The following is a 22,691-nucleotide window of genomic DNA, read 5'->3' as shown; positions in this document are numbered from 1 at the left end:
GCAAACCGGGGGGCTTGCTTTTCCAAAGCGCCAGCCTGGAGGGGCCTGGGTGCTTCAGTGCCTTCATCGTGGAACCCCAAGGTCAACGCCGTGTAATGCGGAGGTAGGGCGGATGTAATGCGCCGCGCTTTTACCCCATGTTTACCGCGCGGCATGCCGGCGTATCAGGATGTAGCGCCGCCTTACAAAACGGGCAAATATGAGTTACCTATTGGGATTGCGGCGGCAAATCGTCCACCGTCGCGAGGTAGCGGCTGAGCAGCTCAAAAAAGCCGTCGTAAAACGCGTCCGACGAAATCGTGACGCTGCCGACTTTCACCATGGAGTCATTGCCGGAACTGAAAGGCAGGGACACCGAGCCCAGGGCGCCCACGCCCAGGCTGGCGGAGTTGTTGCTCTTTTTGAGCTGGTAGCTGTCCTGCAGCGCGGTGACAAAACCCAGGCTGATCTTGCCGTCGGCGCTTTCGGGCGCGCACACCACGCGTATCACCATCTGCAGGTGCGACTCGGCTTCGGGCTGGAAGCTCTTCTGGCCCTCGACCAGGTCGGCCCTGGCGATGTTGATGATGTAGCCCTGGCTCAGCAGCGCGCGGCGCGCGGCCTCGCAGGTCTGCTCGGGCCTGGCGTCGAAGAGGCGCGAATAGGTGGCGGTGGAACCGAATTTTTCCTGCAGGGGAAAGGACTTCACGCCACTGGCGCAGCCCGTGAACAGCAGTATCCCCAGCGCACCGGACAAGATGCCTGCGGCGGATGCCAGGCGACCATGCTTCCAAAACAGCTTCAAAACCGGTACCCCTTTCACAATCTGGAAATCTTCGAGCGCGCCCGCACGGAACGCAGGACGTATTTGTACACCCTGCGCCGGCTTGAAAAGCCTCCCCGGCGCCCCAGTTACAAACAATGACCGACTCGCTGCACATCGTTTGCCCCCACTGCCACACCACCAACCGCGTGCGCGCCGACCAGTTGGGCAGCGAGCCCAGCTGCGGCAGCTGCAAGAAAGCGCTGTTTGTGGCGCATTCCACCGCGCTCGACGAAGCGGCCTTTGACAAACACATCGGCCGCAACCAGATTCCGGTGCTGGTCGACTTCTGGGCGCCGTGGTGCGGACCCTGCCGGCAGATGGCGCCGGCCTACGAGCAAGCCGCCGCGCAGTTGGAGCCGCAAGTGCGCGTGGCCAAGGTCGACACCGAGGCCGTGCCCAATCTGGGCGCGCGCTTCAATATCCGCAGCATTCCGACCCTGGCGCTGTTCCAGAACGGCCGCGAAGTGGCGCGCCAGGCGGGCGCTATGGGCGCGGCGGATATTCTGCGCTGGGTGCGGGCGAATTTGCGCTGAGCGCATTGGCGGCTTGACGACACATGGCCTGGCTGGGCCATAGCGTCCGCTTTGTGGCTTGCAGGCTCTTGGTTAGACTGCACCCATGCTGATCATCCCCTCCCTGAGCCGCAAGCAGACCTTCCTGCTTGCGGTGGCCATCATCGGCGGGCTCGCGGTGCTGCTGTCGATGTTCTCGCGCTCGCTGCTGCCGGCGCCGCCGCGGCAGGTCCAGATGACGACGGGTGCGGTGGACGGCGCGGCGCACCAGTTCGCGCTGAGGTACCAAAGCTATTTAAGCGCCAACGGCGTGACGCTGGAGCTCATGCCTTCCAGCGGCGCGGTGCAAAACCTTGAGCGCCTGAACGCGGGTATGCCGGTGGGTTTTGTGCAGGGCGGCCTGGGTTTGTTGCAGCTTGATTCGCAGGAGCCGGAATCCAGCACGCCGCTGCGCTCGCTGGGAGTGGTGGGTTACGAGCCGGTCTGGATGTTCACCTCGCCGGCGCTGGCCAAAACTTTAAGCAAGGGCCTGGGCCCGCTGACGGGCAAAAAAGTCGCCATCGGCGTGGAAGGCAGCGGCACACGCAAGGTGGCGCTGGAGTTGCTGCAAGCCTATGGCGTCACGCCGGCCAACGCCACCCTGACGACCGGCGGCGGGCAGGCGGCGGCCAAGGCGCTGCTGGCACGCGAGATCGACGCGCTCTTCCTGATTGGCGCGCCGCAAACGCCGGCAGTGCAGATGCTGTTGAGCAAGCAGGACGAGGCGCACCTGGTGTCGATTGAACACGCCGAGGGGCTGACGCGGCGCCTGCCTTATCTCTCGCTGGTCACGCTCAAGGCCGGCTCGGTCGACCCGGCGCAGGACCGCCCGCGCCAGGACATCACCTTGCTGGCCACCACGGCCAACCTGGTGATCCACAAGGACCTGCACCCGGCCCTGGCCTATCTGCTGCTGGAGGCCGCGCGCGAAGTGCACCGGGGCGCCACGCTGCTGAACAGGCCGGGCGAGTTCCCGAACGGGGCCGCGACGGAATTTCCGCTGGCCGATGAGGCGGCGCGCTATTACAAGGACGGACGGCCGTTTCTGCAGCGCTACCTGCCCTACTGGGCAGCCAACGCCCTGCAGCGCCTGCTGCTGGTGCTGCTGCCGCTGGTGGCGATCGCGATCCCGGTGTTCCGCATCGTGCCCAGGCTGTTCGAGTTCAAGGAAAAGAACCGGCTCTACCGCCGCTACGGCGCGCTGCTGGAGATGGAGCGCGACATCGGTGCGCGGCGGCTCGATGCGCGGGAGGTCGCCGAGGCCACCGCGCGGCTCGACAAGATAGAACACGACGTGAGTCACATGAAGTTCGCGCTGGACTTTTCAGACCGGGTTTACACGCTGCGCCAGCATGTGGACTATGTGAGAAAGCAGCTGCATGCGCAGGCGCCGGAGGCACCGATGGCGCCGCCGCAAGCCGCCCATCCTTCATGAACCTCAACAGCATCTGACCCACTCCACTCCACCACACTTCGCTTCACACCATGCCCTTCTCCACCTCCAGCTTTCGCCGCCATTTGCTGCTGGGCGGCGCCGCCTCCGCCCTGCTGCTGGCCGCGGGCTGCTCCAAAAAAGCCAAGCCGCAGGGCAAGACACTGCCCAAGGAAGCCGTGCTGCTGTGCCTGGGCGATTCGCTGACCTTCGGCTACGGCGCCGTGGCAGGCGCCGGCTACCCGCAACAGCTGGAGCAACTGACGGGCTACGTCACCAAAAACGCGGGCCTCAACGGCGACACGGCCGAGGGCGCGTTGGCGCGGCTGCCCTCGCTGCTGCAGGAAAACACGCCGGGACTGGTGCTGGTGTCGATAGGCGGCAACGACTTCCTGCGCGGCTTGCCGCTGGACCGCACGCGCGCCGCGCTCAAAAGCCTGGTGCAAACCGCTTCGGCCGGCGCCCAGGTGGTGCTGATCGCGCAGCCCAAGCCGGTGTTCATTGCGGCCGCGACCAATTCACTGAGCGACCATGAGGTGTATGCCGAAGTGGCGAAGGAAACCGGCACGCCCCTTTTCAGCGGCGGCTGGTCTTATGTGCTGTCGCGCAGTGAGCTGCGGTCGGACCAGATTCATGCGAATGCGGAGGGTTATAAGGTTTTTGCCGAACGCTTGGCGGCTTGGCTTAGGGATATGAAGTTTTTGGCCTCTTGAGGCCGGGGTCGAGGCCGGTTTTTGCTCCGGCGGTGCGCTCCCCTCTTAGTCTTGCTGGCCGGGGGTAGCCCGGCGGCTACTCACTTTTCTTTTGCTTCGCCAAAAGAAAAGTAAGCAAAAGAAAAGGCGACCCTGGTTGCTGCGTCCCTTCGCTTCGCTACGGGCAACCTGCGGTGCTCGGTCCAGACGGGGTCTCGCTAAACTCGCTTCGCTCAAACAACGCGATCCCTGATCCGTCTGGACCTGTGCTCCTCGGCGCATCCACAAGGGGTGGGGACTGGAAAGACAAATACCAAATACCCGAAGAAACAAGGACTCGCCGTGGCGAGTCCTTGTTTGTCCTGGTTTGTTCTTTGTCTTTTTGTCCCCGCTCCCGCTCCCGATTGCCCCGTCCTGGCTGGGCCGAGGAGCGCAGAGACAAGCGGATCAGGGCTGGCGTTGTTTGAGCCGAAGGCGAGTTTAGCCAGACCCCGCTTGGCTCGAGCACCACAGGTTGCCCGAAGCGTAGCGTAGGGACCCAGACTGCGGGTCGCCTTTTCTTTGGTGACTTTCTTTTGGCGAAGCAAAAGAAAGTTACTTGCCGCCGGGCAACCCCCGGCCAGCAACCCTATGCAAAGGGCAAGGGCGCGCAAGCCGGCGCAAGACCCGGCTAGGCGTCCCCTAACCCGATGGGAGCCGGCGCCTCTCTCACGATCCGCGAGAACAGACGGTCGTACACCGGGTCGGTCCCATGCCGGCTGGCCAGCGGATCGCGGTTCTGCAGGAAGGCCGCGTCCAGTTCCTTCCAGTCGGCCTCACCCAGCACCTTTTCCGCCTCCGGCAGGATGACCGATTCTTCCAGCCGCATGTGCTCCAGGTAGAACTCCACATAGCGTTTGCAGTGCAGCTCAAAAGCGGGCTTGCGCGGCTCGCCCAGCAGCTCCCAGGCCAGCAGCAGGTGCTGCAGTTCGCGCACGGCCTTCTCGCCGTTCATATGGTCTCGCTCCAGCCGTTCCACGATGGGCATGACCGCCGGCGCCAGGCGCACCACGCGCGGGAACAGCAGGTTCGATTCTTTGGGGTGGTGCAGGCGCTCGGGAAATTCATCGATGTAGAACAGCATGGCCCGCAGCACGTCGAAGAATCTCTGCGCATGGTCACCCGGGCCGCGCGCCACCATCATCAGCATGGAGCGCAGCATGGCGGAAAGGGATGCGTGTTCATCGAGGATGATCTGCACGCTGGCATGTTTATGGATGGCGGCCTCCGGTGGCGGTAAGGTGGTCGGTACTGCCGCCAAGAATGCCCGCAAGCGCCGCCATCGGCCTTGACGAAGATCAAGCCGGCGCATCAAACAGTTGCCAGCCAGTCCCTTCCGCACCCGAATCAAGCCACAAACGCACCAGGCACCGGCGCCTCACCCATAGCCTGGCGCAACACAGCCCAGTGCATGGCCTCGTCGCCCAGGATGCTGGCCGCCGCCCGGGAAAGGTCGCGGTTGCCGAAGAGTGGAACGGCCGCGAGGTAGGCGCTGACCGCGCCCTGCTCCAGCTGCGCGGCGAACTTGAGCACGTCGAGTTGGGTCTTGAGCTGGTCTACCGGGAAGTTGTACTGGCCCTTGGCCGTGGCCGGCTTGCCACCCAGTTTCTCGACCGTGGCGGCCAGCAGGGCGGCGTGCGCCTTGTGGTGGCCCTGGAAGGTCACGGCCAGGTCCAGCACCGGCGGGGCCAGCAGCTTGCTCTCGGCACCCAGTTGATAGGCGGCGATGGCTTCAAGTTCGGCGCCCAAGGCCTTGTTCAGGATCTGGACGTCGCCGGCCTTGGCGTCTCCGGCTTTGGCGGCCAGCGCATCGCGGCCGGCCAGCAAGGCGACGGCGGCGCCCGAAAGCACGAGGCCGCCGGAGCGGCCCAGGAACAGCCGCCTGGCGGCAAGAGGGGTGGGCATTTGAAAAAAAGACATGGCAATCTCCAGTGGGGTGGGTGAACGGGGAAACGGTGCAGTGGCCGGCATCACGGGCGGGAAGATTCCCGCTCCCGGGCGATCAGGGCCAACACGCCTTCGACCACGCGGTCGCAGCGCTCGCCGGCAAAGGAAAACGCGTCCGCGATGGCCATGTCGATATCGCGCGACAGGCCTTCGCGCAACAGGCTACGGGCCCGGAAGAAGCGGGAGCGCACCGTGGCCTCGGGAATGCCCAGCGCGGCGGCGGCTTCTTCCACGCTCATTTCCTGCACGCCCCTGAGCATGAAGACGGTGCGAAACGCGTCAGGCAAGGTGTCTATGCGCGCCTCGATCTGCCGGCGCACCTGCGCGCGCATGGCGGTGGATTCGGGTTGCTCGTCGGGATTGGCTGGCATGGATGCCTCCGCGGTGTCGCCCTCTTCTTCCGTCGGAACGGCGGCATGCAGCGGCACGACCTGTGCGCCCTTGCGGCGCAAGCGGCCCAGCGCTTCATTGACGACGATGCGCACCAGCCAGGTCGACAGTTTCGCGTCGGCGCGAAAGTCCGGCAGCGCGCGCCAGGCGTGCAGATAGGCGTCCTGCAGCGCGTCCTGCGTGTCGTCGTCGCTTTTGAGGATGCTGCGCGCGGTCCGGAACAGCAGGCGGTTGTGGCGCCGCATGATCTGCGCGAATGCCAGGTCGTTGCCGCCGGCGGCCAGCTTGACGAGTTCGGCGTCGGTGCTGGCGTCCAGCGGGGCGGGGGCTAGGGTGGGAAGGGGCATCATGGCAATCCGCGTGTATGCCCATTAGATGGCGGCGCAAGCGCCGGCGTTCCGGTTTTTTTTAGGGACGGCCTGTGGCCGCCCTGCCCGGCCTCCTGTCTTGGGTGCGCATCGACCGCTGGCCGGCCGCCTGTTATGCCCGGCCGGGCGGCCGCGGCCCTCAGCCGTCCGTGTCGCCGGCTTTTTGCGGTCGCGGAATTTTCTTGAACTTGATCAGCCGATTGGTCTCAATCTTGTCTTTCTTCACCTGCCGCTCGGCATCCAGCAACCGTCCGGCGGCCAGCCATTCGGCGTACTCGGCGGGCGTCTCCAAGGTGATGCGGCCCAAAGTGGCGCCGCGGAATTCGTAGATCACGATCTCGGCGGCTTTTTGCAGGTTGACCCGGCCCTTGGACAGCACCGCGCCGCGCTTGCGGCCTATCTCTTCGAGCAGCTGCTCGTCGGTGATGCCGGGCGTCACCTCCACCTTGTAGCGCGCCTCCAGCAGGCCGGGGTAGTGCTTGATGAGGTAGTCGAGCAGCTCCAGCGCCACCTCTTCCTCGTCGAAGGCATTGCGGCCGATCGCGCCGCTGGCGGCCAGGTTGTAGCCACTCTTGGCGACGATGATGCGCGGCCACAGCATGCCGGGCGTGTCCCACAGGTAAAAACCGTCGGCCAGCACCAGGCGCTGCTCGACCTTGGTGATGCCGGCTTCGTCACCGGTCTTGGTGGCGCGCTTGCCGGTCAGGGTGTTGATGAGTGTGGACTTGCCGACGTTGGGAATGCCGCAGATCAGCACCCGCATGGGCTTGACCATGGTGCCGCGCGTGGGCGCCAGCGCGTGGCAGGCGTCGATGAGGCGGCGCGCGGGCGTGGTCTCGCTGGCGTCCAGCTCGATGGCGCGGGTGGCGGGCAGGCTGTTGTAGTGGTCCAGCCACAGCGGCGTGCGCGTGGGATCGGCCAGGTCGCGTTTGTTGAGCACCTTGAGCGCGGGCTTGCCGCTGGTGAGTTCGGCCAGCATGGGGTTGGCGCTGGAGCCGGGCAGGCGGGCGTCGAGCAGCTCTATGACCACATCAATTTCCTTGATGCGCTCGCTGATGGCTTTTTTGGTCAGGTGCATGTGACCGGGAAACCACTGGATGGCCATCTGGATCGTTTCTTTCTTGGGTTCGGGGGTTGGCGGGCATGAGCGCCGCGGCGATGCCCTATTGTCGCCGCTGCGGCCCTGCGGCCGCCATGCCGCAAAATACGCGGCGTCCTGCGCCTGATTTGCTGCCTGAACTGTTAATAAGTGATTAATCGGCCCTCGGCACGATCAGTGCCTGCCGCCCACGGCCCCGCCCCACTCCCAAGCGAACCCCGATAGAGGATTTTCCGTGCACCTGCTGCTGGTAGAAGACGACGCGATGCTGGCTGAAGCCGTATGTGACGCCGCGCGCCAGATCGCCTGGACGGTGGACCACGTCGGCGACGCCATGGCCGCCCGCCTGGCGCTGGTCGACCATGTCTATGAGGCCGTGCTGCTGGACCTGGGACTGCCCGGCGATTCGGGCCTGACGGTGCTGCGGGCCCTGCGCGGCCGCTACGACGTGACGCCGGTGCTGATCCTGACGGCGCGCGGCCAGCTCAGCGAGCGCATCCTGGGGCTGGACGCGGGCGCCGACGACTACCTCGTCAAGCCCTTCCAGGTCGACGAACTCTGGGCGCGGGTGCGCGCCGTGATACGCCGCAGCCAGGGCAAGGTGGTGCCGGTGCACACCTACGGCGACATCAGCCTGGACCGCAGCAAACGCGCGGTGACGAGGGCCGGCGCGCGCGTGGCCCTGAGCGCGCACGAATACCGCACGCTGCTGGCGCTGCTGGAGCGCCCCGGCCATGTGGTCACGCGCGACCACCTGGAAGACGTGGTCTACGGCAGCACCTCGGCGATTGAAAGCAACACGATCGCCGTGTTCATCCACCAGCTGCGCCGCAAGCTGGGCGAGCACCTGATCACCACCGTGCACGGCCAGGGTTACATGATCGGCGAGGCCAAGCCGTGAAGTGCCGCTTCGCCGCGTCGCTCAAGGGCCGCGTGCTGGCGGTGCTGGGCCTGGCCATCACGCTGTGCTGGGCGGTCGCGCTCAGCGTGCTGCTGGTGTACACCCTGCGCGGCCAGGGAAGCCATTGGGACAGCAAGCTGCAGGCCATAGGCACCAAGATACTGATGGCCATTCCCAGCGGCGCGAAGCTCAAACCCTCCTTCAGCCACGGCCTGCAATTGCGTGACGAGAACATACCGCGCGACGTCAACCTGACCTTCCAGGTCTGGACGAACCGCAAGGAGCTGATCGTGCGGGCGCCGGATTCGCCGCGCGTCCCGCTGCTGCCGTCCTTCAAGGACGGTTTTACCAGCGCCGCCGTCAACGGCGAGCGCTGGCGCATCTTCTCGGTGTCCGACAGCACCGGGGAGGTCAGCGTGCAGGTGGCCGTGCGGCACAGCGTGATCGACCAGGAAATACGCCACAAGATCTTTGCGATGATGGGCCTGACGACACTGCTGCTGACCGTGGCGGGCCTGCTGATGTGGTTCGCGGTTGGCAAGTCGCTGCGCCCCCTGACGGCGCTGGAAGCGGCCGTGCGCAGCCGCCGCAAGTTCGACCTCACACCGCTGCCGGTGGCGCAGTTGCCCACCGAGATCCGCCCGCTGGTCAAGTCCTTCAACCACCTGCTGGACCAGCTGGACCAGGCCATGCAGGGCGAGCGCCGCTTTATCGGCGACGCGGCCCATGAACTGCGCACGCCGCTGTCGGCGCTGCAGGCGCAGGCCCAGGTGGCCCTGCGCGCCGCCACGCTGGCCGGCAAGGATGCCGCCCTCGTCAAGCTGCTGGCAGTGGTTGAACGCAGCACGCGCCTGTCCGACCAGTTACTGGACCTGGCGCGCATGGACGCGGGCGTGAACGCGCCGCAGAAAAGCCCGGCCGACCTCAGCGAACTCATCCTGTACGTGAGCCAGGAGTTCGACATGCAGGCGCAGCAGCAGCGCCGCGCCATCATCCTGGCGCTGACGCCCTGCCCGATTGAATGCGACGTCGACGAGATCGGCATCCTGCTGCGCAACCTGCTGGACAACGCGCTGCGCTACACACCCGAGGGCGGTCGCGTAAGAATCAGCTGCGGCTACCGGGAAGAAGCCGGCAAACGCCGGATCTGCCTGGAGGTGGCCGATGACGGCCCGGGCGTGCCCGAAGCCGAGCACCAGGCGATCTTCCGGCGCTTCCACCGCGTCGCGGGCAACGGCGGCCGCGGCAGCGGCATAGGCCTGTCGCTGGTGGCCGGCATCGCGCAGCTGCACGAGGCCGCCATCGAGACCGGGACCGGGCTGGACGGCAAGGGCTTCAGCGTGCGGATTCTGTTTCCGCTGCCGGCAGCAACCGCCGGCTCAGGTGGGGATGGCGTGGCGCCTGCGCAACCGGCTTAGCGTTCGTATCCAGCCACGCCAGGCAATTTTCTTCACAAGGTAGAGCGTGTGGGTTTGCATGCTTCATGACTCCTTCGTACTGCGGACCTCCAAGTTGAGGTGCAGGGCCTCGGCCCGATAAAGGCCCTGCGGAATTTAGAGCTGCTCTCAGAAACGGTACAAGTAGCCCACGCGCACCCCGCTCTGGCTGGATTTGTCGACCAGCGGGCTGTCCTTGATGCTGGAACCGAGTTTGGTGGTGCTCAGGTCCAGAAAGACACTCTGCCGCGGCGCGATCGCATAACCCACACGCAGCCCGGCCTCCAGATTGACGGCCGAGCTGCCCTGGTAGAAGGGCCGGCCGGCACGCACTTCGGCGGCGTTGACGCCGTAGTAGTAAGACACGTATTTGTCGTCGAGCCGGGTCGCGGACAGGCGCGGCGTGATGTCGAAGCTGCCGGCCTGGAAGCGGCGGTCCACGGTCAGCTTGAGCTTCGTGCCCTTGCTGTTGCCCGAGGCGTCGCCCAGCAGCTCGGCCGAGAGGTTGGCGACCTCGTTGCGCCAGATCGCCGCGCCGCCCAGCCAGATGCCGTCCTTGCGCTCGTCCATGCCGGCCAGGAAGGGTGAATCGGAAGCTTCGTAGCCTTCCATCGAATACCGCGCACGCAGGCGGAAGGACACCGGTCCGGCCGAGGGCAGCTTCAGGTCGGCGGAGAGGCCGGAAAGGCTGATCCATTTGCTTTCATAGGTCAGCAGCGGAAGCAGCCTGGTCTTGTTGTCAAAGTCGCGATAGGGCTTGCGCTCCACGCCCACGCCCACACCCAGGCCCCAGGAAGAGGCCTCCTCGGTCGTCTGGCCCTGTACGGCTTGCTGCTGGGCGCCGGCTGGCTGCGCGAAGGCCGCCAGCAAGAAAAGCGAAAACAGCGGGAGCGAGGCTTTGGCCGCTGCCCCGCCGGGCCGGGCGGCCGTTGGCTTCACGACGGGCTTGGCGCGGGTCGCTGCGGATTTGGCGAGGGGTCGCAATGGGCGATGGGTCATCTTCAGTTTCTCCAGGTGGTTAAGTTGAAGCAAATCATGCCGACGCGAATTTAAGGACTTCTTAGCGCTATTAAGAAATCGTTAAGCACGGCCGCCTTGGCCAGGCAAGCCGGCCTCGCCGCGGGTCATGGGCCTGTTACATCCACGTCCGGCGTGATGAAGGACAATCGGGGCATCGCGGCGCCAAATCTGCCAGATCCGCCGGAACACACACCAGGGCCCACCGCAAGCGCCCTGCAATCCACCCCTTATCGAGCCACTCATGCCCCTGCCCTCAGCCCCCGAGCAAAAACCCGTAATTCCCGCACGCCGCCTGGCCGCTTCCGCCCTCAAGGCCAATAACGAACTGATGATCAAAGGCGTCCTCTGCGTGCTGATAGGCCTGGGCGTGCTGGTCTCGCCCTACTTCATCAGTTCGCCGGGCATGCAGGGCATCGTCGCCAAGTCCTCGCTGGTGGGCTGGTTCGCGCTGGTGCTGGGCTGCGCCTTCATCGGCCTCTACGCCCGCCGGCGCATGGCGGCACCTGCCAAGGCCTGACCCAAGGCTCGACATTTCCCCGGGCCGATGCCGGACAACACCGACCGCGACGCCGCGCTGGCGATGTTTGCCGCGCTACAGCAGCGCGCAGCCGCCGCCGGCATCACGCTGCGCCAACCACCTTCCGAGCCAGACAGCTGTTGCGGCCGCGGCTGCAACGGCTGCGTGTGGGAGGGCTGGTATGAGGCCGTGGACTACTGGCGCGAAGAGGCGCTGTTAAAGCTGGCGGATCAGGCTGAAACCTGACAGTTCCTGGTGGGCCCTTCGCGAGCGCCCCCGCAAAGTGCTCCCGCATAGGAGATTCCAATACCCTCATCGAAACTTCCTGCTTGAGCCGGCTGCGGATCGCCCGCACCATCGGCATCCTGTTCAACCACCTTTACAGGATCAAAGTGGATACATCATTGAGGGGCAGTCATGTTGTGGTCGTCGGGGGCAACTCGGGGATGGGCCTGGCCCTGGGTCAGGAACTCCTGACCCAGGGCGCGGCGGTCACGGTAGTCGGAAGATCGCTTGCCAAGCTGGAAGCGGCGCGCGAGCACCTGCAGGCCCACGGAACACCGCAACTTCAACAGGCCGACGTGACCTCCGAGCAGGAGGTGCAAGCCCTGTTCGAGCGGATCGGCCGCCTGGACCACCTGGTCTGCACCGCCGCCGATATCAGCGGCTCTTACGTCATGCTGCAATCGCTGGAGCGAAGTGCGCTGGAGCGCGCCATGAATTCAAAAATCCTGGCCCCTATCCTGCTGGCCAAATACGCGTCACCCCGGTTGCCGGCGCAAGGATCGATGACTTTCGTGTCCGGCATCGCGGCGTACCGCCCCAGGCCCAAAGGCATTGCGGTCGCGGCGATCAACGCGGCCCTTGAAGGCGTTGTGCGCGCGATGGCGGTTGAACTCGCGCCCATCCGGGTCAATGCGGTTTCTCCGGGGTGGGTTCGAACGCCGATCTGGGAAGACGTTGCCGGCCCTGACGCCGACCACATGCTGGCCGCGATGGCGCAGCGCCTACCTGTGGGGCGTGTCGGCACACCCGAGGACATCGCCCACGCCATGGTCTTCCTGCTGGGCAACGGCTACACCACGGGGACCGTGCTGCATGTCGACGGTGGGCATCGCCTGGTCTAGCCCCGGTGTCCGCGCCCGCAACATCCGGGCGAAGGCCGACACGTGAAGAGGCTCGCGCCGATGCGCCCCGGCGGGCCTGACCAGACACACCGGCAGGTCCCGCATGGCACCGTCCAGGCGCACAGCCCTGACACCGGGGCCGGGCAATGCGCTTCTGAAGGCCAGTCGCGGCAGCACGCAAACGCCGAGCCCGGCGGCCACCATGCCGATCAGGCTCCTAACGCTTTCCGCTTCAAAGCTGATACCGGGCATGTCCCGGCCTGATGGCAACAGCGCTTCCAGGTAAGCACGGTAGGTACAACCCGGCGCTGTCGCACCCAGCCTCTCTTCAGCGAAATCGTGGATGGAGACGCTTTGGCGCCCGGACAAGGAGCTCCCCGACGGCACGACCAGCACCGGCTCGTCGCGGCTGAGAACCTCGCTGGTCAATGAGGCGGTGTGCGTGGGCAACCCATGCAGCAGGCCGAGGTCCGCCAAACCGTCCCTGACTGTTGACAGGGTGTCCGCCGAGTTCCGGGTCAGGAGCGTCAAGCTGACATTGGGGTAGCGTTGGGCGTAATCGGCCATGACCGGCGTAAAAACCGTAAGGGTGAGCGTCTCCGGCGCGACCAGTGTGAGGCTCGCCGCGGTGGCTGCTGCATCGCCCTTCACCGCGTGAAGGGTGTCATCCGCCATGGCCAGCAGTTCGCGTGCCCGCGCCAGGAGTTTGCCGCCGGCATCCGTCAGCGCCAGCGCGTTGCGTTGCCTGGCGAACAGGGGGCGCCCGACGGCATCTTCCAGCGCGCGGATCTGCTCGGTCACGCTGGGCTGCGTCAGATGCACCCGCTCCGCCGCGCGGGTGAAGCTCAGCGTTTCGGCCGCGGCGACGAATGTCCTTAACTGTCTAAGCTGGAACATGGCAACTTCCGTCGCAAAGGCGGTTTCTCAGCAACCATCATGGACGCCATCCGGCCGCACCGCTCCGAAGCCTAATCAGATCGCCACGGCCTCGCGGCCCGGCATGCCCAGGCGCTCGGCCGAGACATATTGCTGCCGGTAAATCTCGAAGGGCATGGTGTCCGAGGCTTCGATCTTCTTTTGCGCCTGGATGGATTCCTCGGTCACCACGGCAAAGTGGGCAAGCTCCTCCGCGCCCAGGGGCTGGGCCTGCAGCAGGGCCTGCGTTTGCAGGGACTGCGCACGCGCAAACTTGACGAAGGAGTTGTCATGCTTGCCGGCCATGGCCGCCAGCACGCGGGCCGAGGGCAAGGTGGAGGGGTCGAGCAAGGCGGCGCTGGCGGCGGTCAATGTGTCGCTGTATTGCGTGCCGCCGTGCGCGGCATCCAGGGCTGCGGCGATGGGCGCGCACTGGGCAAGCACCTCGGCGCCCCAGCCGGTCAGCGTGACTTCCTGCCCGCCGCGCTTGAGCTTGAGCCCGGGTTCGCGGCCGCGCGCCGCCGTCTGGTGCTGGTTGTGCTTGAGCTCGGCGATTTCCTGCGGCGTGTCCTTCGGGCTGTCGCTGAGCAGGCAGTGCAGCAGGAACACATCGAGGAAACGCATGGTCTGCGCGTTGATGCCGACCGGCTCGAACGGGTCCAGGTCCATCAGGCGCACTTCGATGTATTCGACACCGCGCTCGCGCAGCGCATGCAGCGGGCGCTCGCCGGGATGGATGACGCGCTTCGGGCGGATGGTGCCGTAGAACTCGTTTTCGATCTGCAGCAGCGTAGTGGCCAGTTGGTTGTAGTCGCCGCCCGGGTTGCGGATGCCGACGGCCTCGTAGGCCGGGTAAGGCCGGGTCAGCGCGTCCTGCAGCGAGGCGCCGTAGCCGTCCAGGCTGTTGTAGCTCACTGCCAGCGAGGCCTGCGCATCGCTCTGGTAGCCCAGCCGCCCCATGCGCAGCGAGGTGCCGTGCGGCATGTACATGGTGCTGTCGCTCAGGGTTTGCAGCTCGTGCTGGCGGCCGGCGACAAAGCTCGAACACACGGCGGGCGAGGCGCCGAACAGGTAGAGCAGCAAAAACGCCTGGCGGCGGAAGTTGCGGATCAGCGCGAAGTACTGTTCGCTGCTCACGTCGGGCAGCGACCAGTTGTAGTGGATGCCTGAAATCGTCTGCATGCGCCGCCCGTAGCGATGCGACAGGCCCATGCGGTAGACGCTTTTGGCGCGCCCGACGTTGGACGAGCCGAAACGCGCGATCGGGATGGTTTCGTCGGTCGGCAGGCCGCAGGGCATGCTGGAGACCCACAGCATTTCATCGCCCAGCGCCTTCATGGTGCTGTAAGTGAACTGGTGCAGCTGCGTGAGCTCCTGCAGCGTGGCTTCGGGGCTTTTGTGCGCGCCGGTGACCAGTTCCACCTGCGACTCGCTGAAATCGGTGGTGATGGTCGGGTGCGTGAGGGCCGAACCCAGGGCGGCGGGATGCGGCGTGAGGGCCAGGCCGCCGCCGGGCTGGGCGCGCAGGCTTTCCTTCTCGATGCCGCGGCGCATGCCCTTGAGCCGGGCGGGGGTGAGCGCTTTCAGGCGGCCCTGTAGCGCGCCCGCAGGCGCCTGCAACTTGGTCATATCGTCATTCCCCCAGGTTCTTGAATTGGCGTGGAAGTTATCACAGCCCGCCGCTTTACGCTGGCACGGGCAGGCTTGCCAGCACAGGCCGGGTGGGGTCTGGCGGCCCGGCCGGCAGCCCGGCCGGATTTCGGCCATGCATCTCCGTTTCGGGCACAAATACACACTTTAGCCATTTGGATGTGGAAAGCGAGCGACGCCTTCCCGCCGAGTTGTTGAAACTTCCTTGACTTGTCAGTCAAGCTGGACGACGATAAAAAACATTCAGTAACACCTCTGTTTTCACTTCATACGCTTCCAAACCCATCGGTTTTTCGAGGGAAGAGTTGAGGTCAAACTGCGAGGAGCCGCACCAAAAATGAAAAAATTGATAACCAAACTGTTTGGCGGGTCACCTCATGGGACCCCGGCCAAACGCCCGCCCGCTTCCAGCCGGGACAACCCGCTGACCATTGAAGACGGTTCGGACAACGCCACGCGCCGCCAGCTGGTGCAGGTACTGCTGCGCGACGCGCTGCGCAAATACGGCATTCCGCCGCGCTGGATCGACTGCCAGATGCTGCTGGTGAACAGCCGCAGCAGGGGACCGGGCATGTATGTGCGACTGGTCGTGCGGGAATGGGACGACCGCCTGATGAACTACGCCTTCGCATTCCAGAACGCGCTCATGGTCGAGATCACCCGCTTTGAGCCGCAGGCCAGCCAGTGGCTGCACGGCATTTCATGGCAGCTGGACGTGGCGCAAACCTGCCCGCACCGCAGCATGCCCGACAAATCCTTTTGGGCCGATCCGGTCGTCCCCCCAGTCCGGCCGGTCCGCCCCGCCCAGCCCCTTGTCCAGCCCATCGCTCCATTGTTCGAACCCATGAGCGCGGCCACCGCGGCAGCCGCCGCAGCCCCCATCCTCGCGTCACTGGGCCAGGCCCAGGCGCCGCAGGCTGAGCACAGCTCAGCGGCCGCATCCGCCGAGGCAGCCGCCCAGCGGGCACCCGCAGCCCCTGACAGCGACGCCATGAAAGACCTCGAGCGCCTCTTCCGTATCCGCGACCAGGAACTGGGCATGCGGGCGGATGGCAACCCCGCGCCGGTCGGCTACGAAGCCACGCAGCCTTCGCCGCTGTAAGGCGACTGCTTCAAAACCTCCTGCTAAAAGCAGATGCCCCGGCCGTATTGAGGCACGCGGCAAGCGCCGGCGTGGCACTCCCCTGCAATAAACGGCTTTAGAAGGCCGCTCGCGAAACTCGGCGCGGGCGCCCGAAGCCGCCGCGCGTGCACGAAAAGCGCAGTGCGCATAAACACAGAGGTCCATTTTTCAAGGTTTCGCTGCACTAATCCGACAATCAAAGTTCGGCTGCGGACAATTGCGCCGCATCAATGCGATGGCCTCAAGTACGGTTTAGGGGTTCAAAAAACCGTTCGAGAAGCCGCCATGAATTTTCAACGCCGGGACGCCACCGTGTTCCATGCAGCGCAGGGGCCACAAAATCCCCGCAATGGGCCCAGGCCAGCCAAAAGCCGGCTGCCCGGCCATGCGACGCCACCGCAACTGCAAGGATTCACGCTCACCGAGCTGCTGGTCGTCATGGCCATCATCGCGATTTTTGCGAGCTTCGCGATTCCCTCTTTCCGCGGCCTGATCGCCAGCGCCTCCGTCTCCAGCGCCGTCAATGCCTTTATCGCCGACACACGTTATGCGCGCGGCGAAGCCATGCGGCGCGGAAAGAGCGTCACGATCTGCAGAAGCGCCAACCCGATGGCCGCCACCCCCACCTGCTCCAGCGGCGACGGGGCCGCCGTCGGTGGCTGGATGGAAGGCTGGGTGGTTTTTGTCGACGAGGACGGCGACGGCGCATTTGACGGGGGAACCGACACCGTCGTCCGGGTCCAAGAGCCGTTCACGGGCCTTGGCAGCTTTCTGGCACTGAACAACGCCGGAGTCCCCCGCAATGACCGCAACTATCTCACCTACAACGCCACTGGCCGCGCAGTCGGCCTCATGGGCCGGTGGCTAGTGCAGGCGCATGGCGACTCGAGCGTCGCCAACACACCCCAGACCCGCACCCTGTGCCTGAACATCGTGGGTCGCCTCAAAGCCTACACGGGAGGCGTCCAATGCCCGACTTGAACTCAACCCCGCTGCGGCCTTGCCTGCCTCACGCGCAACGCGGCGCCTCCCTCCTCGAAGTCCTGGTAGCCATGCTGCTGTTGTCCTTCGGAATGCTGGCGCTGGCCGGTATGCAGGTCTATTCGCTTGCGGCGCAAAAAAACGCGGCCAACCGCGCTATCGCCAGCGCCCTCGCCGGCGAGCTCGCGGAACGCATCAGGCTTAACCCGAACGGCCTCGCAACAAAAAAGTATGACGGAATCAACATGCTTCCCAATGCCGTCCTGCCCGTCGTCACGAGCGCACTGTGCACGTTCCCCAATTGCACAACGGATACCCTGGTTGCCAGGGACATCGCGACCTTCCGCAGCCGTGTACGCGAAGCGCTGCCCGGGGGCGGCGTCGAACTGGTCCGCCCCGCAGGCAGCACAACACAGGCAGACCTCTGGATTCTCTGGGAGGAGGCCGCAGTTTTTGACAACACCCGAACGGCGGGCGGCACCGCCCAGTCCGCGGAACTCCACTCCGACAACTGCCCCGCCGACGCAAAGGCCTTGACCCCCCTGCCCCGCTGTTTTTACATGAAGGTGCAGCTATGAGGCCGCCGTCCAGTGGTGGCCCGAAACGGCAGGCCGGTGTCGGCCTGATTGAATTGCTGATCTCCATGATGCTGGGGCTGGTCATCATCTGCGCGCTGGTGATCATGTACCTGGGCGGCGACCAGGCCCTGCGCAATGCCCAGGCACAGGGCCAGATGAATGAAGACGCCCAGATCGCATTGGCCGTCATCACCCACGAAATGCGCCTGGCAGGCTACAACCCCCGGCGCGACACCGCCGGCTCGAGAAATGACCTCGGGCAAGGCAATTGGGGCTTGCGTGCCTGCGACACGGGGTTTTCGAACCCCGCAAATGTCCTGGTCGATGACCTGACATGCAATGCCGGAGGCAGCTTTGCGCTGGCCGTGGTCTACGAGAGCGACCTCAGCAGCGGCAAAAATACCACTACGGGCGAGCCCATGGACTGCATAGGCAGCGGTGTGACCGTCTCGCCGGGTTCCGGCTTTTACGTCATGCAGGCACGCCTCTATGTTGAAGGCCGCGCGCTGAGATGCCGCGGCAGCAGCGACCTCGGCGCATCGCAGGCCATCGCCGAAAACATCGAAAGCTTGACAGCGAACTTTGCAGTGGCCGACCCAGCCGCCGACGACAACCTCGACGTCAAAGGCTACTTGTCGGCCGGCGAAATCAACAACCCCTCGGGGTATCCCGGCTTGGCCGCGCTTTCCCTGCAGGATCGCTGGAACAAGGTGGTCGCGGCGCAGATCTGCATCGTGGTCGCCAGCGAAAACATCGTGCTGTCGGACCTGGGCAGCTCAAGCGCAAAACCCAGCTACCCGGACTGCGGCGGCACCAGGGTCACCATTACCGACGGCAAGTTGCGACGCGCCTACCGCACCACCGTGCTTTTGCGCAACCACGGCGTGGGTTATTCATGATAGGCCCGGGTCTCATCCTCTTTGGGAAGCGCCAGGCGCAACAAGGCATTGTGCTGGTCATTGCACTCATCATGCTGGCGCTGCTGTCCATCCTGTCCACCATATCGATACGCGGCGCCTCGTCCACCGAGCAGGTCGCCAACCAGAGCCGCCTAAAAGAGCTGGCCCAGCAGGCGGCCGAAGCCGCGCTGCGATTTTGCGAACAGCAGGTGCAGGCCAACGCGGCCAATCCTGCTGCCGGGTTCGCCCCCGAGACGGCACCCGTAGGCGTTCCCTACACCTGGGAGAGCATGGGCAACTGGGACGGCCCCCGCGTATCTCCCAGCCTCCGCGGAGTCCCCATCGCAGCGGCGGGCGACACGGGCAGCGCCGCGTATTTTTTTCGTGCGCCTGAATGCATGTCGCAATACATGAGCCCCGCCGACGACAACGTGTTCGTGACCACGGCGCGCGGCTTCGGGCCCGATGTCAAAACAAACGCAAACCCACCAAAAGGTACCGAGATATGGCTTCAGTCCGTCGTCACCATCCAATGAAGCGCCACCCATGCGGAAAGAAACCGCACGTGCCGTCTTTCCTCTGGCGCGCACTTGCAAGCTGCACGGCGGCGCTTCTCGCGACGAATTACACGCAGGCCGAAGTGGCGCAGGAACCACTGCTGAACAGGACCACCAGCGTCAAGCCCAATATTGCCCTGGTCATGGACACCTCGGGCTCCATGAGCCGGAACTGTGTCTTCGCCTGGCATGTGGCGCAAGCGATGAACAAGGAACATGTCAAGGATCTCGTCTGTCTCTGGGACGACGATCTCTGGTACTACAAGCTCTACGGGGTCCCCTTGGGTTCTTCTTCGTTTTTTGAGTGGGAATTCCTGTACTCCCCGTTTAACAACCGCTTGTATTACAACCCCCTGACCACCTACGGCCCAGGCTACGAGAAAGGAGAGCGCGTGAAGAACGCGACCGTGGGTGATGCGGAGGTTGTGAAGATTTACCAGCCGAAGAAAAAGCTCAAAGACAAAGCCAGCCCCACACTCAGAGAATTACGGACAGAAGCCAACTACAACAGCCAGGAGGTCACCAAAAGCGGCTTCAAATCAAACGGTGTGGATCTGGGTGCGAGCAACCCCTTTGGAAAACACAACGGCAGCCGCACCGACTGCGCCGGCGATCCCTGCACACTGGTCGAAGAACGCCAGAACATTGCCAACTGGCGTGTGTTCCACAGGAGACGCCTCTTCGCGGCAAAAACCGGCCTGTCGGCGGCCTTCGCAAGCCAGCTCGACAATTTCCGCCTCGCTTATGCCGATCTTTACACACCGCCACCCCTCACCACCATGACCGACTTTGGCGTGGTTAAAAGCCAGTTTTTTGACTGGCTGGACAGTCGCACCTGGGGAAGAGAAACGCCGCTGCGGTCCGCGCTGGACCGTGCCGGAAAGTATTACCAGAACGCGGACGACAACGGTCCCTGGGGGGCCAGGCCGTGGGTGACTCCGCCTGACACGAGCGCTCATCTGGCGTGCCGGCGTTCCTACACGCTGTTGATCACGGATGGCTACTGGAACAATCCGTCACCCACCCCGGAGAATCCAAACCCCGCCTCCGATCTTCCACCGGGCATTGACGATGCCGACGGAAAAACGGACTTCCCCGAGCTGACCCATACCACCACGGGGAAAACATACCGATACAAGCCCGGGGACAAAATAGACCCACGCAACAAGGGAAAATCCGACAGGACGGACGGCACCCCCGGCATCCGGGGTGCAAACGTCAATGACGCCAGCACCAGCGGCACCCTGGCCGATGTAGCACTGAAATACTGGGCCACCGACCTTCAGCCGGGCCTTGAGAACAACGCCGGTCCCGGCGGCGCCAACAGTCCACCGTTCTGGCAAAACATGACCACTTACACCGTCAGCTTCGGCGCTTATGGCGCCATGTCGGATGAGGAAGTGGCAAAAGCCAAGGCCGGAGAGCGGGATTGGCCAGCGCCCACACCCAACCAGTTTTCCACCATTGACGACCTTCGCCATGCGGCACACAACGGCGGAGGCGATTTTCTGACGGTCACCGATGCGGAGCAGTTCAAGCAAGGCATCAGCAAAATCATCAACCAGATCGCGGGGCAGAACCTTTCCGAATCCGGGATAGCCGCATCGGGTATGGTGCTCGACACGGGCACCCGGAAGTTTGTCCCGCTCTACAACAACGGTACCTGGTGGGGCAACCTGCAAAAGGTCAAGCCGGACGGAACTGTCGAATGGCAGGTGATTGAAACTGCCAACGGCGGCCAACCCACCGGCAAAACCACCTTGCCCTCGTTTTCGGACCGAAAGATTTTTGTGTGGGCCGATGCGGCCAGGCAGGCGATTGAGTTCACTTACGCCAACATCGATCTGGCCGGCAACAGGCTCAAAGGCGGTAACAGCAAACTGCAGCTGAGCTCCGCGGTGAATGCCGACCTCGTGAACTTCCTGCGTGGCGACCAGACCCAGGCAGGCAAAGCATTCAGACGGCGCGCGGCAGTGCTGGGCGACATCGTCAATTCGTCCCCTGTGTTCATCAAAAACAATACCAACCCGAAATATGAAAAACTTCCGGCAGGCACGCCAGGACTGGAGAGCTACAAGAATTACCTGGACACCAAGGCCGCGCGCAAGGAGGGCGTGCTCTTCGTAGGCGCCAACGACGGTATGCTGCACGCGTTCGCCGAAAGCAACGGCCGTGAACTGTTTGCCTATGTGCCTCATTCGGTGCTGGGAAAGATGGAGTCACTGGCCAGCGTCACCTACGCCCACACCTACCTGGTGGATGGCCCTTTGAATGAGGTAGATGCCTATGTGGCCGCGGGCGCGACACCCGGATGGAAAAACCTGTTGGTGGGTACGGCCGGCGCGGGCGCCAAAGCCGTCTTTGCCCTGGATGTTACAAAGCCACTGACAATGGATGGCAAGTCGGTATTGTGGGAAATCAACCCCGACCCGGCATTCCCAGTGCTACCCGGAAATGCGGCAAACTCGTTCCAGGAACTGGGCTATGTTTTGAGCGCCGTGCAAAGCGGCATCACCAAAAGCGGCCACTGGGTCAGCATCTTCGGCAACGGTTATGACAGCAAGTCCGGCCAGGCCAGCCTGTTCATCGTCGAGACGGGTTCCGGAAAACTCCTGAAAGAAATCAAAACCGACAGCATCTCCGGCAACGGCCTGGGCGGCGTGCGCCTGGTGCTCAACGGCGGGCAGCAAATCATAGGCGCCTATGCGGGCGACCTTCAGGGCCGGGTGTGGAAGTTCGACCTCAGCGGCGCAACACCCGACGAATGGAAACTGAGCAATGACGGTAGCGCCTTGTTCACCGCGCAGAACAGAGGCAAAGCCTTGCCGATCACGGCGCAGCCGGCGGTGGTGGAGCGGCGCGATCAATCCGACTACCTGTCGAGCTATCTGGTGACTGTGGTGACCGGCAAGCTGTTTGAAGCAGGCGATCCTGCAAGCACCATACCTGTACAGGCCGCCTATGGCCTGTGGGACAAAAAACCTTTTGGCCCCCTGGCCGGAGAAAAATACAAAAACATCAAAAACATTGAAGACGGCGACCTTGAACAAATGCAGGCCGTTGAGGTCAAGACAGGCATTGCCCCGAGCGCCGGCAGCACCCTCAACGCCGGCCCGGTCAGTTTTTACTCGGTGGCTTACGCCGATCCGTCGGTCACCCGCATTGACTGGTCCAGGCGGCGCGGCTGGAAGTTAAATCTCGATGTGTTTAGCGGTCAAAGGGGGATCTACCCGATCCAGATGTACGGCGAAGTTGTCAAAATTGACACCATAGTGCCTGCGCCCGCGGCCTTGAGCTGCCAGGCGTCATCCAGCAAGGCTTTGAGCTTCCTTGTCAACCCCCTGACAGGCACCTGCCGCCGCGGCGGAACCTTCGACACCAACGCCGACGGAAATATCGACGTGAACGACGCGAACGTCTGTGCCTATACATCGCTTGCCGATGGTTCGGATGTTGTTCTTCTTACGCTTGCTTTCAGCACCAGCACCAGCGGCAGCATTGGTGGCGGCAACAGCAGCAGTGGCAACAATCAAACAAGCGTACCAGTGGTCACTCCTGACCGGATCCAGATACAGAGTTCGTCGGGCTCCCAGGACGCACGGGTCGGTTCACGACCTGTCGTCACCCGGTCCTGGCGCCAGATCTTCCCCCGTGCCAACTGACC

The 22,691-nt window shown here is 64.2% G+C and carries 22 protein-coding genes; 14 read left to right on the top strand and 8 right to left on the bottom strand.

All coding sequences use genetic code 11. The annotated features are described in order from the left end of the window. Nucleotides 1–208 precede the first annotated feature (208 nt). On the bottom strand, nt 209–778 hold the full coding sequence (locus AC1D0O_RS17970; RefSeq protein WP_477654954.1) for a DUF2242 domain-containing protein: 570 nt from the start codon (nt 776–778) through the stop codon (nt 209–211). A 122-nt stretch (nt 779–900) separates the two neighbouring features. Between AC1D0O_RS17970 and trxC the strand changes: the two genes are divergently transcribed. The 3 genes from trxC to AC1D0O_RS17955 all read left to right on the top strand — a co-directional run bounded on the left by trxC (nt 901) and on the right by AC1D0O_RS17955 (nt 3,501). Beyond that, nucleotides 901–1,338, top strand: a complete 438-nt coding sequence (gene trxC, locus AC1D0O_RS17965) for a thioredoxin TrxC (protein ID WP_477654863.1) — start codon at nt 901–903, stop codon at nt 1,336–1,338. Nucleotides 1,339–1,423: 85 nt separating this feature from the next. After that, on the top strand, nt 1,424–2,791 hold the full coding sequence (locus AC1D0O_RS17960; RefSeq protein WP_477654862.1) for a TAXI family TRAP transporter solute-binding subunit: 1,368 nt from the start codon (nt 1,424–1,426) through the stop codon (nt 2,789–2,791). Nucleotides 2,792–2,841: 50 nt separating this feature from the next. Beyond that, nucleotides 2,842–3,501 carry a GDSL-type esterase/lipase family protein gene (locus AC1D0O_RS17955; RefSeq protein ID WP_477654861.1) on the top strand — a complete coding sequence of 220 codons (660 nt, stop codon included), beginning with the start codon at nt 2,842–2,844 and terminating at the stop codon, nt 3,499–3,501. Between the two features lie 649 nt (nt 3,502–4,150). Here the strand turns inward: AC1D0O_RS17955 and AC1D0O_RS17950 are convergent. The 4 genes from AC1D0O_RS17950 to ylqF all read right to left on the bottom strand — a co-directional run bounded on the left by AC1D0O_RS17950 (nt 4,151) and on the right by ylqF (nt 7,329). After that, nucleotides 4,151–4,720: a hemerythrin domain-containing protein gene (locus AC1D0O_RS17950; RefSeq protein WP_477654860.1), complete on the bottom strand. Its 570-nt coding sequence runs from the start codon at nt 4,718–4,720 to the stop codon at nt 4,151–4,153. A gap of 146 nt (nt 4,721–4,866) precedes the next feature. Beyond that, nucleotides 4,867–5,439 (bottom strand): ferritin-like domain-containing protein, encoded by a 573-nt coding sequence (locus AC1D0O_RS17945; protein WP_477654859.1) that lies wholly within the window; start codon nt 5,437–5,439, stop codon nt 4,867–4,869. Nucleotides 5,440–5,489: 50 nt separating this feature from the next. Next, nucleotides 5,490–6,206 (bottom strand): RNA polymerase sigma factor, encoded by a 717-nt coding sequence (locus tag AC1D0O_RS17940; RefSeq protein WP_477654858.1) that lies wholly within the window; start codon nt 6,204–6,206, stop codon nt 5,490–5,492. Nucleotides 6,207–6,363: 157 nt separating this feature from the next. Continuing rightward, the gene (gene ylqF, locus AC1D0O_RS17935; RefSeq protein ID WP_477654857.1) at nt 6,364–7,329 is read right to left on the bottom strand and encodes a ribosome biogenesis GTPase YlqF; all 966 of its coding nucleotides are present in this window, start codon (nt 7,327–7,329) and stop codon (nt 6,364–6,366) included. Nucleotides 7,330–7,558: 229 nt separating this feature from the next. On the opposite strand from ylqF, the gene AC1D0O_RS17930 reads away from it, so the two are divergent. Both AC1D0O_RS17930 and AC1D0O_RS17925 read left to right on the top strand, forming a co-directional pair. After that, a complete protein-coding gene (locus AC1D0O_RS17930; RefSeq protein ID WP_477654856.1) occupies nt 7,559–8,224 on the top strand; it encodes a response regulator transcription factor in 666 nt (221 codons plus the stop codon). After that, nucleotides 8,221–9,642 carry an ATP-binding protein gene (locus AC1D0O_RS17925; RefSeq protein WP_477654855.1) on the top strand — a complete coding sequence of 474 codons (1,422 nt, stop codon included), beginning with the start codon at nt 8,221–8,223 and terminating at the stop codon, nt 9,640–9,642. Before AC1D0O_RS17930 ends, AC1D0O_RS17925 begins: the two co-directional genes overlap by 4 nt. Before the next feature lie 147 nt (nt 9,643–9,789). Here AC1D0O_RS17925 and AC1D0O_RS17920 read toward each other — a convergent pair whose 3' ends face one another. Next, nucleotides 9,790–10,659 carry a MipA/OmpV family protein gene (locus AC1D0O_RS17920; protein ID WP_477654854.1) on the bottom strand — a complete coding sequence of 290 codons (870 nt, stop codon included), beginning with the start codon at nt 10,657–10,659 and terminating at the stop codon, nt 9,790–9,792. A 262-nt stretch (nt 10,660–10,921) separates the two neighbouring features. On the opposite strand from AC1D0O_RS17920, the gene AC1D0O_RS17915 reads away from it, so the two are divergent. The 3 genes from AC1D0O_RS17915 to AC1D0O_RS17905 all read left to right on the top strand — a co-directional run bounded on the left by AC1D0O_RS17915 (nt 10,922) and on the right by AC1D0O_RS17905 (nt 12,324). Continuing rightward, complete coding sequence (locus AC1D0O_RS17915) at nt 10,922–11,197, top strand: hypothetical protein (RefSeq protein ID WP_477654853.1); 276 nt, start codon at nt 10,922–10,924, stop codon at nt 11,195–11,197. A gap of 27 nt (nt 11,198–11,224) precedes the next feature. Next, nucleotides 11,225–11,443, top strand: coding sequence for an oxidoreductase-like domain-containing protein (locus AC1D0O_RS17910; RefSeq protein ID WP_477654852.1), 219 nt, complete (start codon nt 11,225–11,227; stop codon nt 11,441–11,443). 146 nt (nt 11,444–11,589) lie between these two features. Continuing rightward, nucleotides 11,590–12,324, top strand: coding sequence for an SDR family oxidoreductase (locus tag AC1D0O_RS17905; RefSeq protein ID WP_477654851.1), 735 nt, complete (start codon nt 11,590–11,592; stop codon nt 12,322–12,324). On the opposite strand, the gene AC1D0O_RS17900 is transcribed toward AC1D0O_RS17905, so the two are convergent. Next, nucleotides 12,205–13,221, bottom strand: coding sequence for a LysR family transcriptional regulator (locus tag AC1D0O_RS17900; RefSeq protein ID WP_477654850.1), 1,017 nt, complete (start codon nt 13,219–13,221; stop codon nt 12,205–12,207). The two genes, AC1D0O_RS17905 and AC1D0O_RS17900, sit on opposite strands and share 120 nt — an antisense overlap. Before the next feature lie 75 nt (nt 13,222–13,296). After that, complete coding sequence (gene gshA, locus AC1D0O_RS17895; RefSeq protein WP_477654849.1) at nt 13,297–14,868, bottom strand: glutamate--cysteine ligase; 1,572 nt, start codon at nt 14,866–14,868, stop codon at nt 13,297–13,299. 358 nt (nt 14,869–15,226) lie between these two features. On the opposite strand from gshA, the gene AC1D0O_RS17890 reads away from it, so the two are divergent. From AC1D0O_RS17890 to AC1D0O_RS17865, 6 genes are all read left to right on the top strand, one after another. Continuing rightward, nucleotides 15,227–15,991 (top strand): hypothetical protein, encoded by a 765-nt coding sequence (locus AC1D0O_RS17890; protein WP_477654848.1) that lies wholly within the window; start codon nt 15,227–15,229, stop codon nt 15,989–15,991. A gap of 306 nt (nt 15,992–16,297) precedes the next feature. Continuing rightward, nucleotides 16,298–16,993: a GspH/FimT family pseudopilin gene (locus AC1D0O_RS17885; RefSeq protein ID WP_477654847.1), complete on the top strand. Its 696-nt coding sequence runs from the start codon at nt 16,298–16,300 to the stop codon at nt 16,991–16,993. After that, on the top strand, nt 16,981–17,571 hold the full coding sequence (gene pilV, locus AC1D0O_RS17880) for a type IV pilus modification protein PilV (protein ID WP_477654846.1): 591 nt from the start codon (nt 16,981–16,983) through the stop codon (nt 17,569–17,571). The genes AC1D0O_RS17885 and pilV overlap by 13 nt, the downstream gene beginning before the upstream one ends. Next, entirely contained in the window at nt 17,568–18,470 is a 903-nt protein-coding gene (locus AC1D0O_RS17875; RefSeq protein ID WP_477654845.1) for a PilW family protein, read from the top strand. Before pilV ends, AC1D0O_RS17875 begins: the two co-directional genes overlap by 4 nt. Further along, the gene (locus AC1D0O_RS17870) at nt 18,467–19,006 is read left to right on the top strand and encodes a pilus assembly PilX family protein (protein WP_477654844.1); all 540 of its coding nucleotides are present in this window, start codon (nt 18,467–18,469) and stop codon (nt 19,004–19,006) included. Before AC1D0O_RS17875 ends, AC1D0O_RS17870 begins: the two co-directional genes overlap by 4 nt. Nucleotides 19,007–19,035: 29 nt before the next feature. After that, entirely contained in the window at nt 19,036–22,689 is a 3,654-nt protein-coding gene (locus tag AC1D0O_RS17865; protein WP_477654843.1) for a pilus assembly protein, read from the top strand. Nucleotides 22,690–22,691: the final 2 nt, after the last annotated feature.

Source organism: Polaromonas sp. P1_F2 (assembly GCF_056405735.1).
The sequence above is the reverse complement of the archived record's forward strand: the minus strand, read 5'-3'. Positions and strand labels throughout refer to the sequence as shown.

Bases quoted from the DNA above. Each gene is read 5' to 3' on its own strand.
- AC1D0O_RS17955 (WP_477654861.1), top strand. From the start codon at position 2,842: ATGCCCTTCTCCACCTCCAGCTTTCGCCGCCATTTGCTGCTGGGCGGC.
- AC1D0O_RS17885 (WP_477654847.1), top strand. From the start codon at position 16,298: ATGAATTTTCAACGCCGGGACGCCACCGTGTTCCATGCAGCGCAGGGG.
- AC1D0O_RS17940 (WP_477654858.1), bottom strand. From the start codon at position 6,206: ATGATGCCCCTTCCCACCCTAGCCCCCGCCCCGCTGGACGCCAGCACC.
- AC1D0O_RS17910 (WP_477654852.1), top strand. From the start codon at position 11,225: ATGCCGGACAACACCGACCGCGACGCCGCGCTGGCGATGTTTGCCGCG.
- trxC (WP_477654863.1), top strand. From the start codon at position 901: ATGACCGACTCGCTGCACATCGTTTGCCCCCACTGCCACACCACCAAC.
- pilV (WP_477654846.1), top strand. From the start codon at position 16,981: ATGCCCGACTTGAACTCAACCCCGCTGCGGCCTTGCCTGCCTCACGCG.
- AC1D0O_RS17945 (WP_477654859.1), bottom strand. From the start codon at position 5,439: ATGTCTTTTTTTCAAATGCCCACCCCTCTTGCCGCCAGGCGGCTGTTC.
- gshA (WP_477654849.1), bottom strand. From the start codon at position 14,868: ATGACCAAGTTGCAGGCGCCTGCGGGCGCGCTACAGGGCCGCCTGAAA.
- AC1D0O_RS17870 (WP_477654844.1), top strand. From the start codon at position 18,467: ATGATAGGCCCGGGTCTCATCCTCTTTGGGAAGCGCCAGGCGCAACAA.
- AC1D0O_RS17920 (WP_477654854.1), bottom strand. From the start codon at position 10,659: ATGACCCATCGCCCATTGCGACCCCTCGCCAAATCCGCAGCGACCCGC.
- AC1D0O_RS17890 (WP_477654848.1), top strand. From the start codon at position 15,227: ATGAAAAAATTGATAACCAAACTGTTTGGCGGGTCACCTCATGGGACC.
- AC1D0O_RS17915 (WP_477654853.1), top strand. From the start codon at position 10,922: ATGCCCCTGCCCTCAGCCCCCGAGCAAAAACCCGTAATTCCCGCACGC.
- AC1D0O_RS17960 (WP_477654862.1), top strand. From the start codon at position 1,424: ATGCTGATCATCCCCTCCCTGAGCCGCAAGCAGACCTTCCTGCTTGCG.
- AC1D0O_RS17900 (WP_477654850.1), bottom strand. From the start codon at position 13,221: ATGTTCCAGCTTAGACAGTTAAGGACATTCGTCGCCGCGGCCGAAACG.
- AC1D0O_RS17875 (WP_477654845.1), top strand. From the start codon at position 17,568: ATGAGGCCGCCGTCCAGTGGTGGCCCGAAACGGCAGGCCGGTGTCGGC.
- ylqF (WP_477654857.1), bottom strand. From the start codon at position 7,329: ATGGCCATCCAGTGGTTTCCCGGTCACATGCACCTGACCAAAAAAGCC.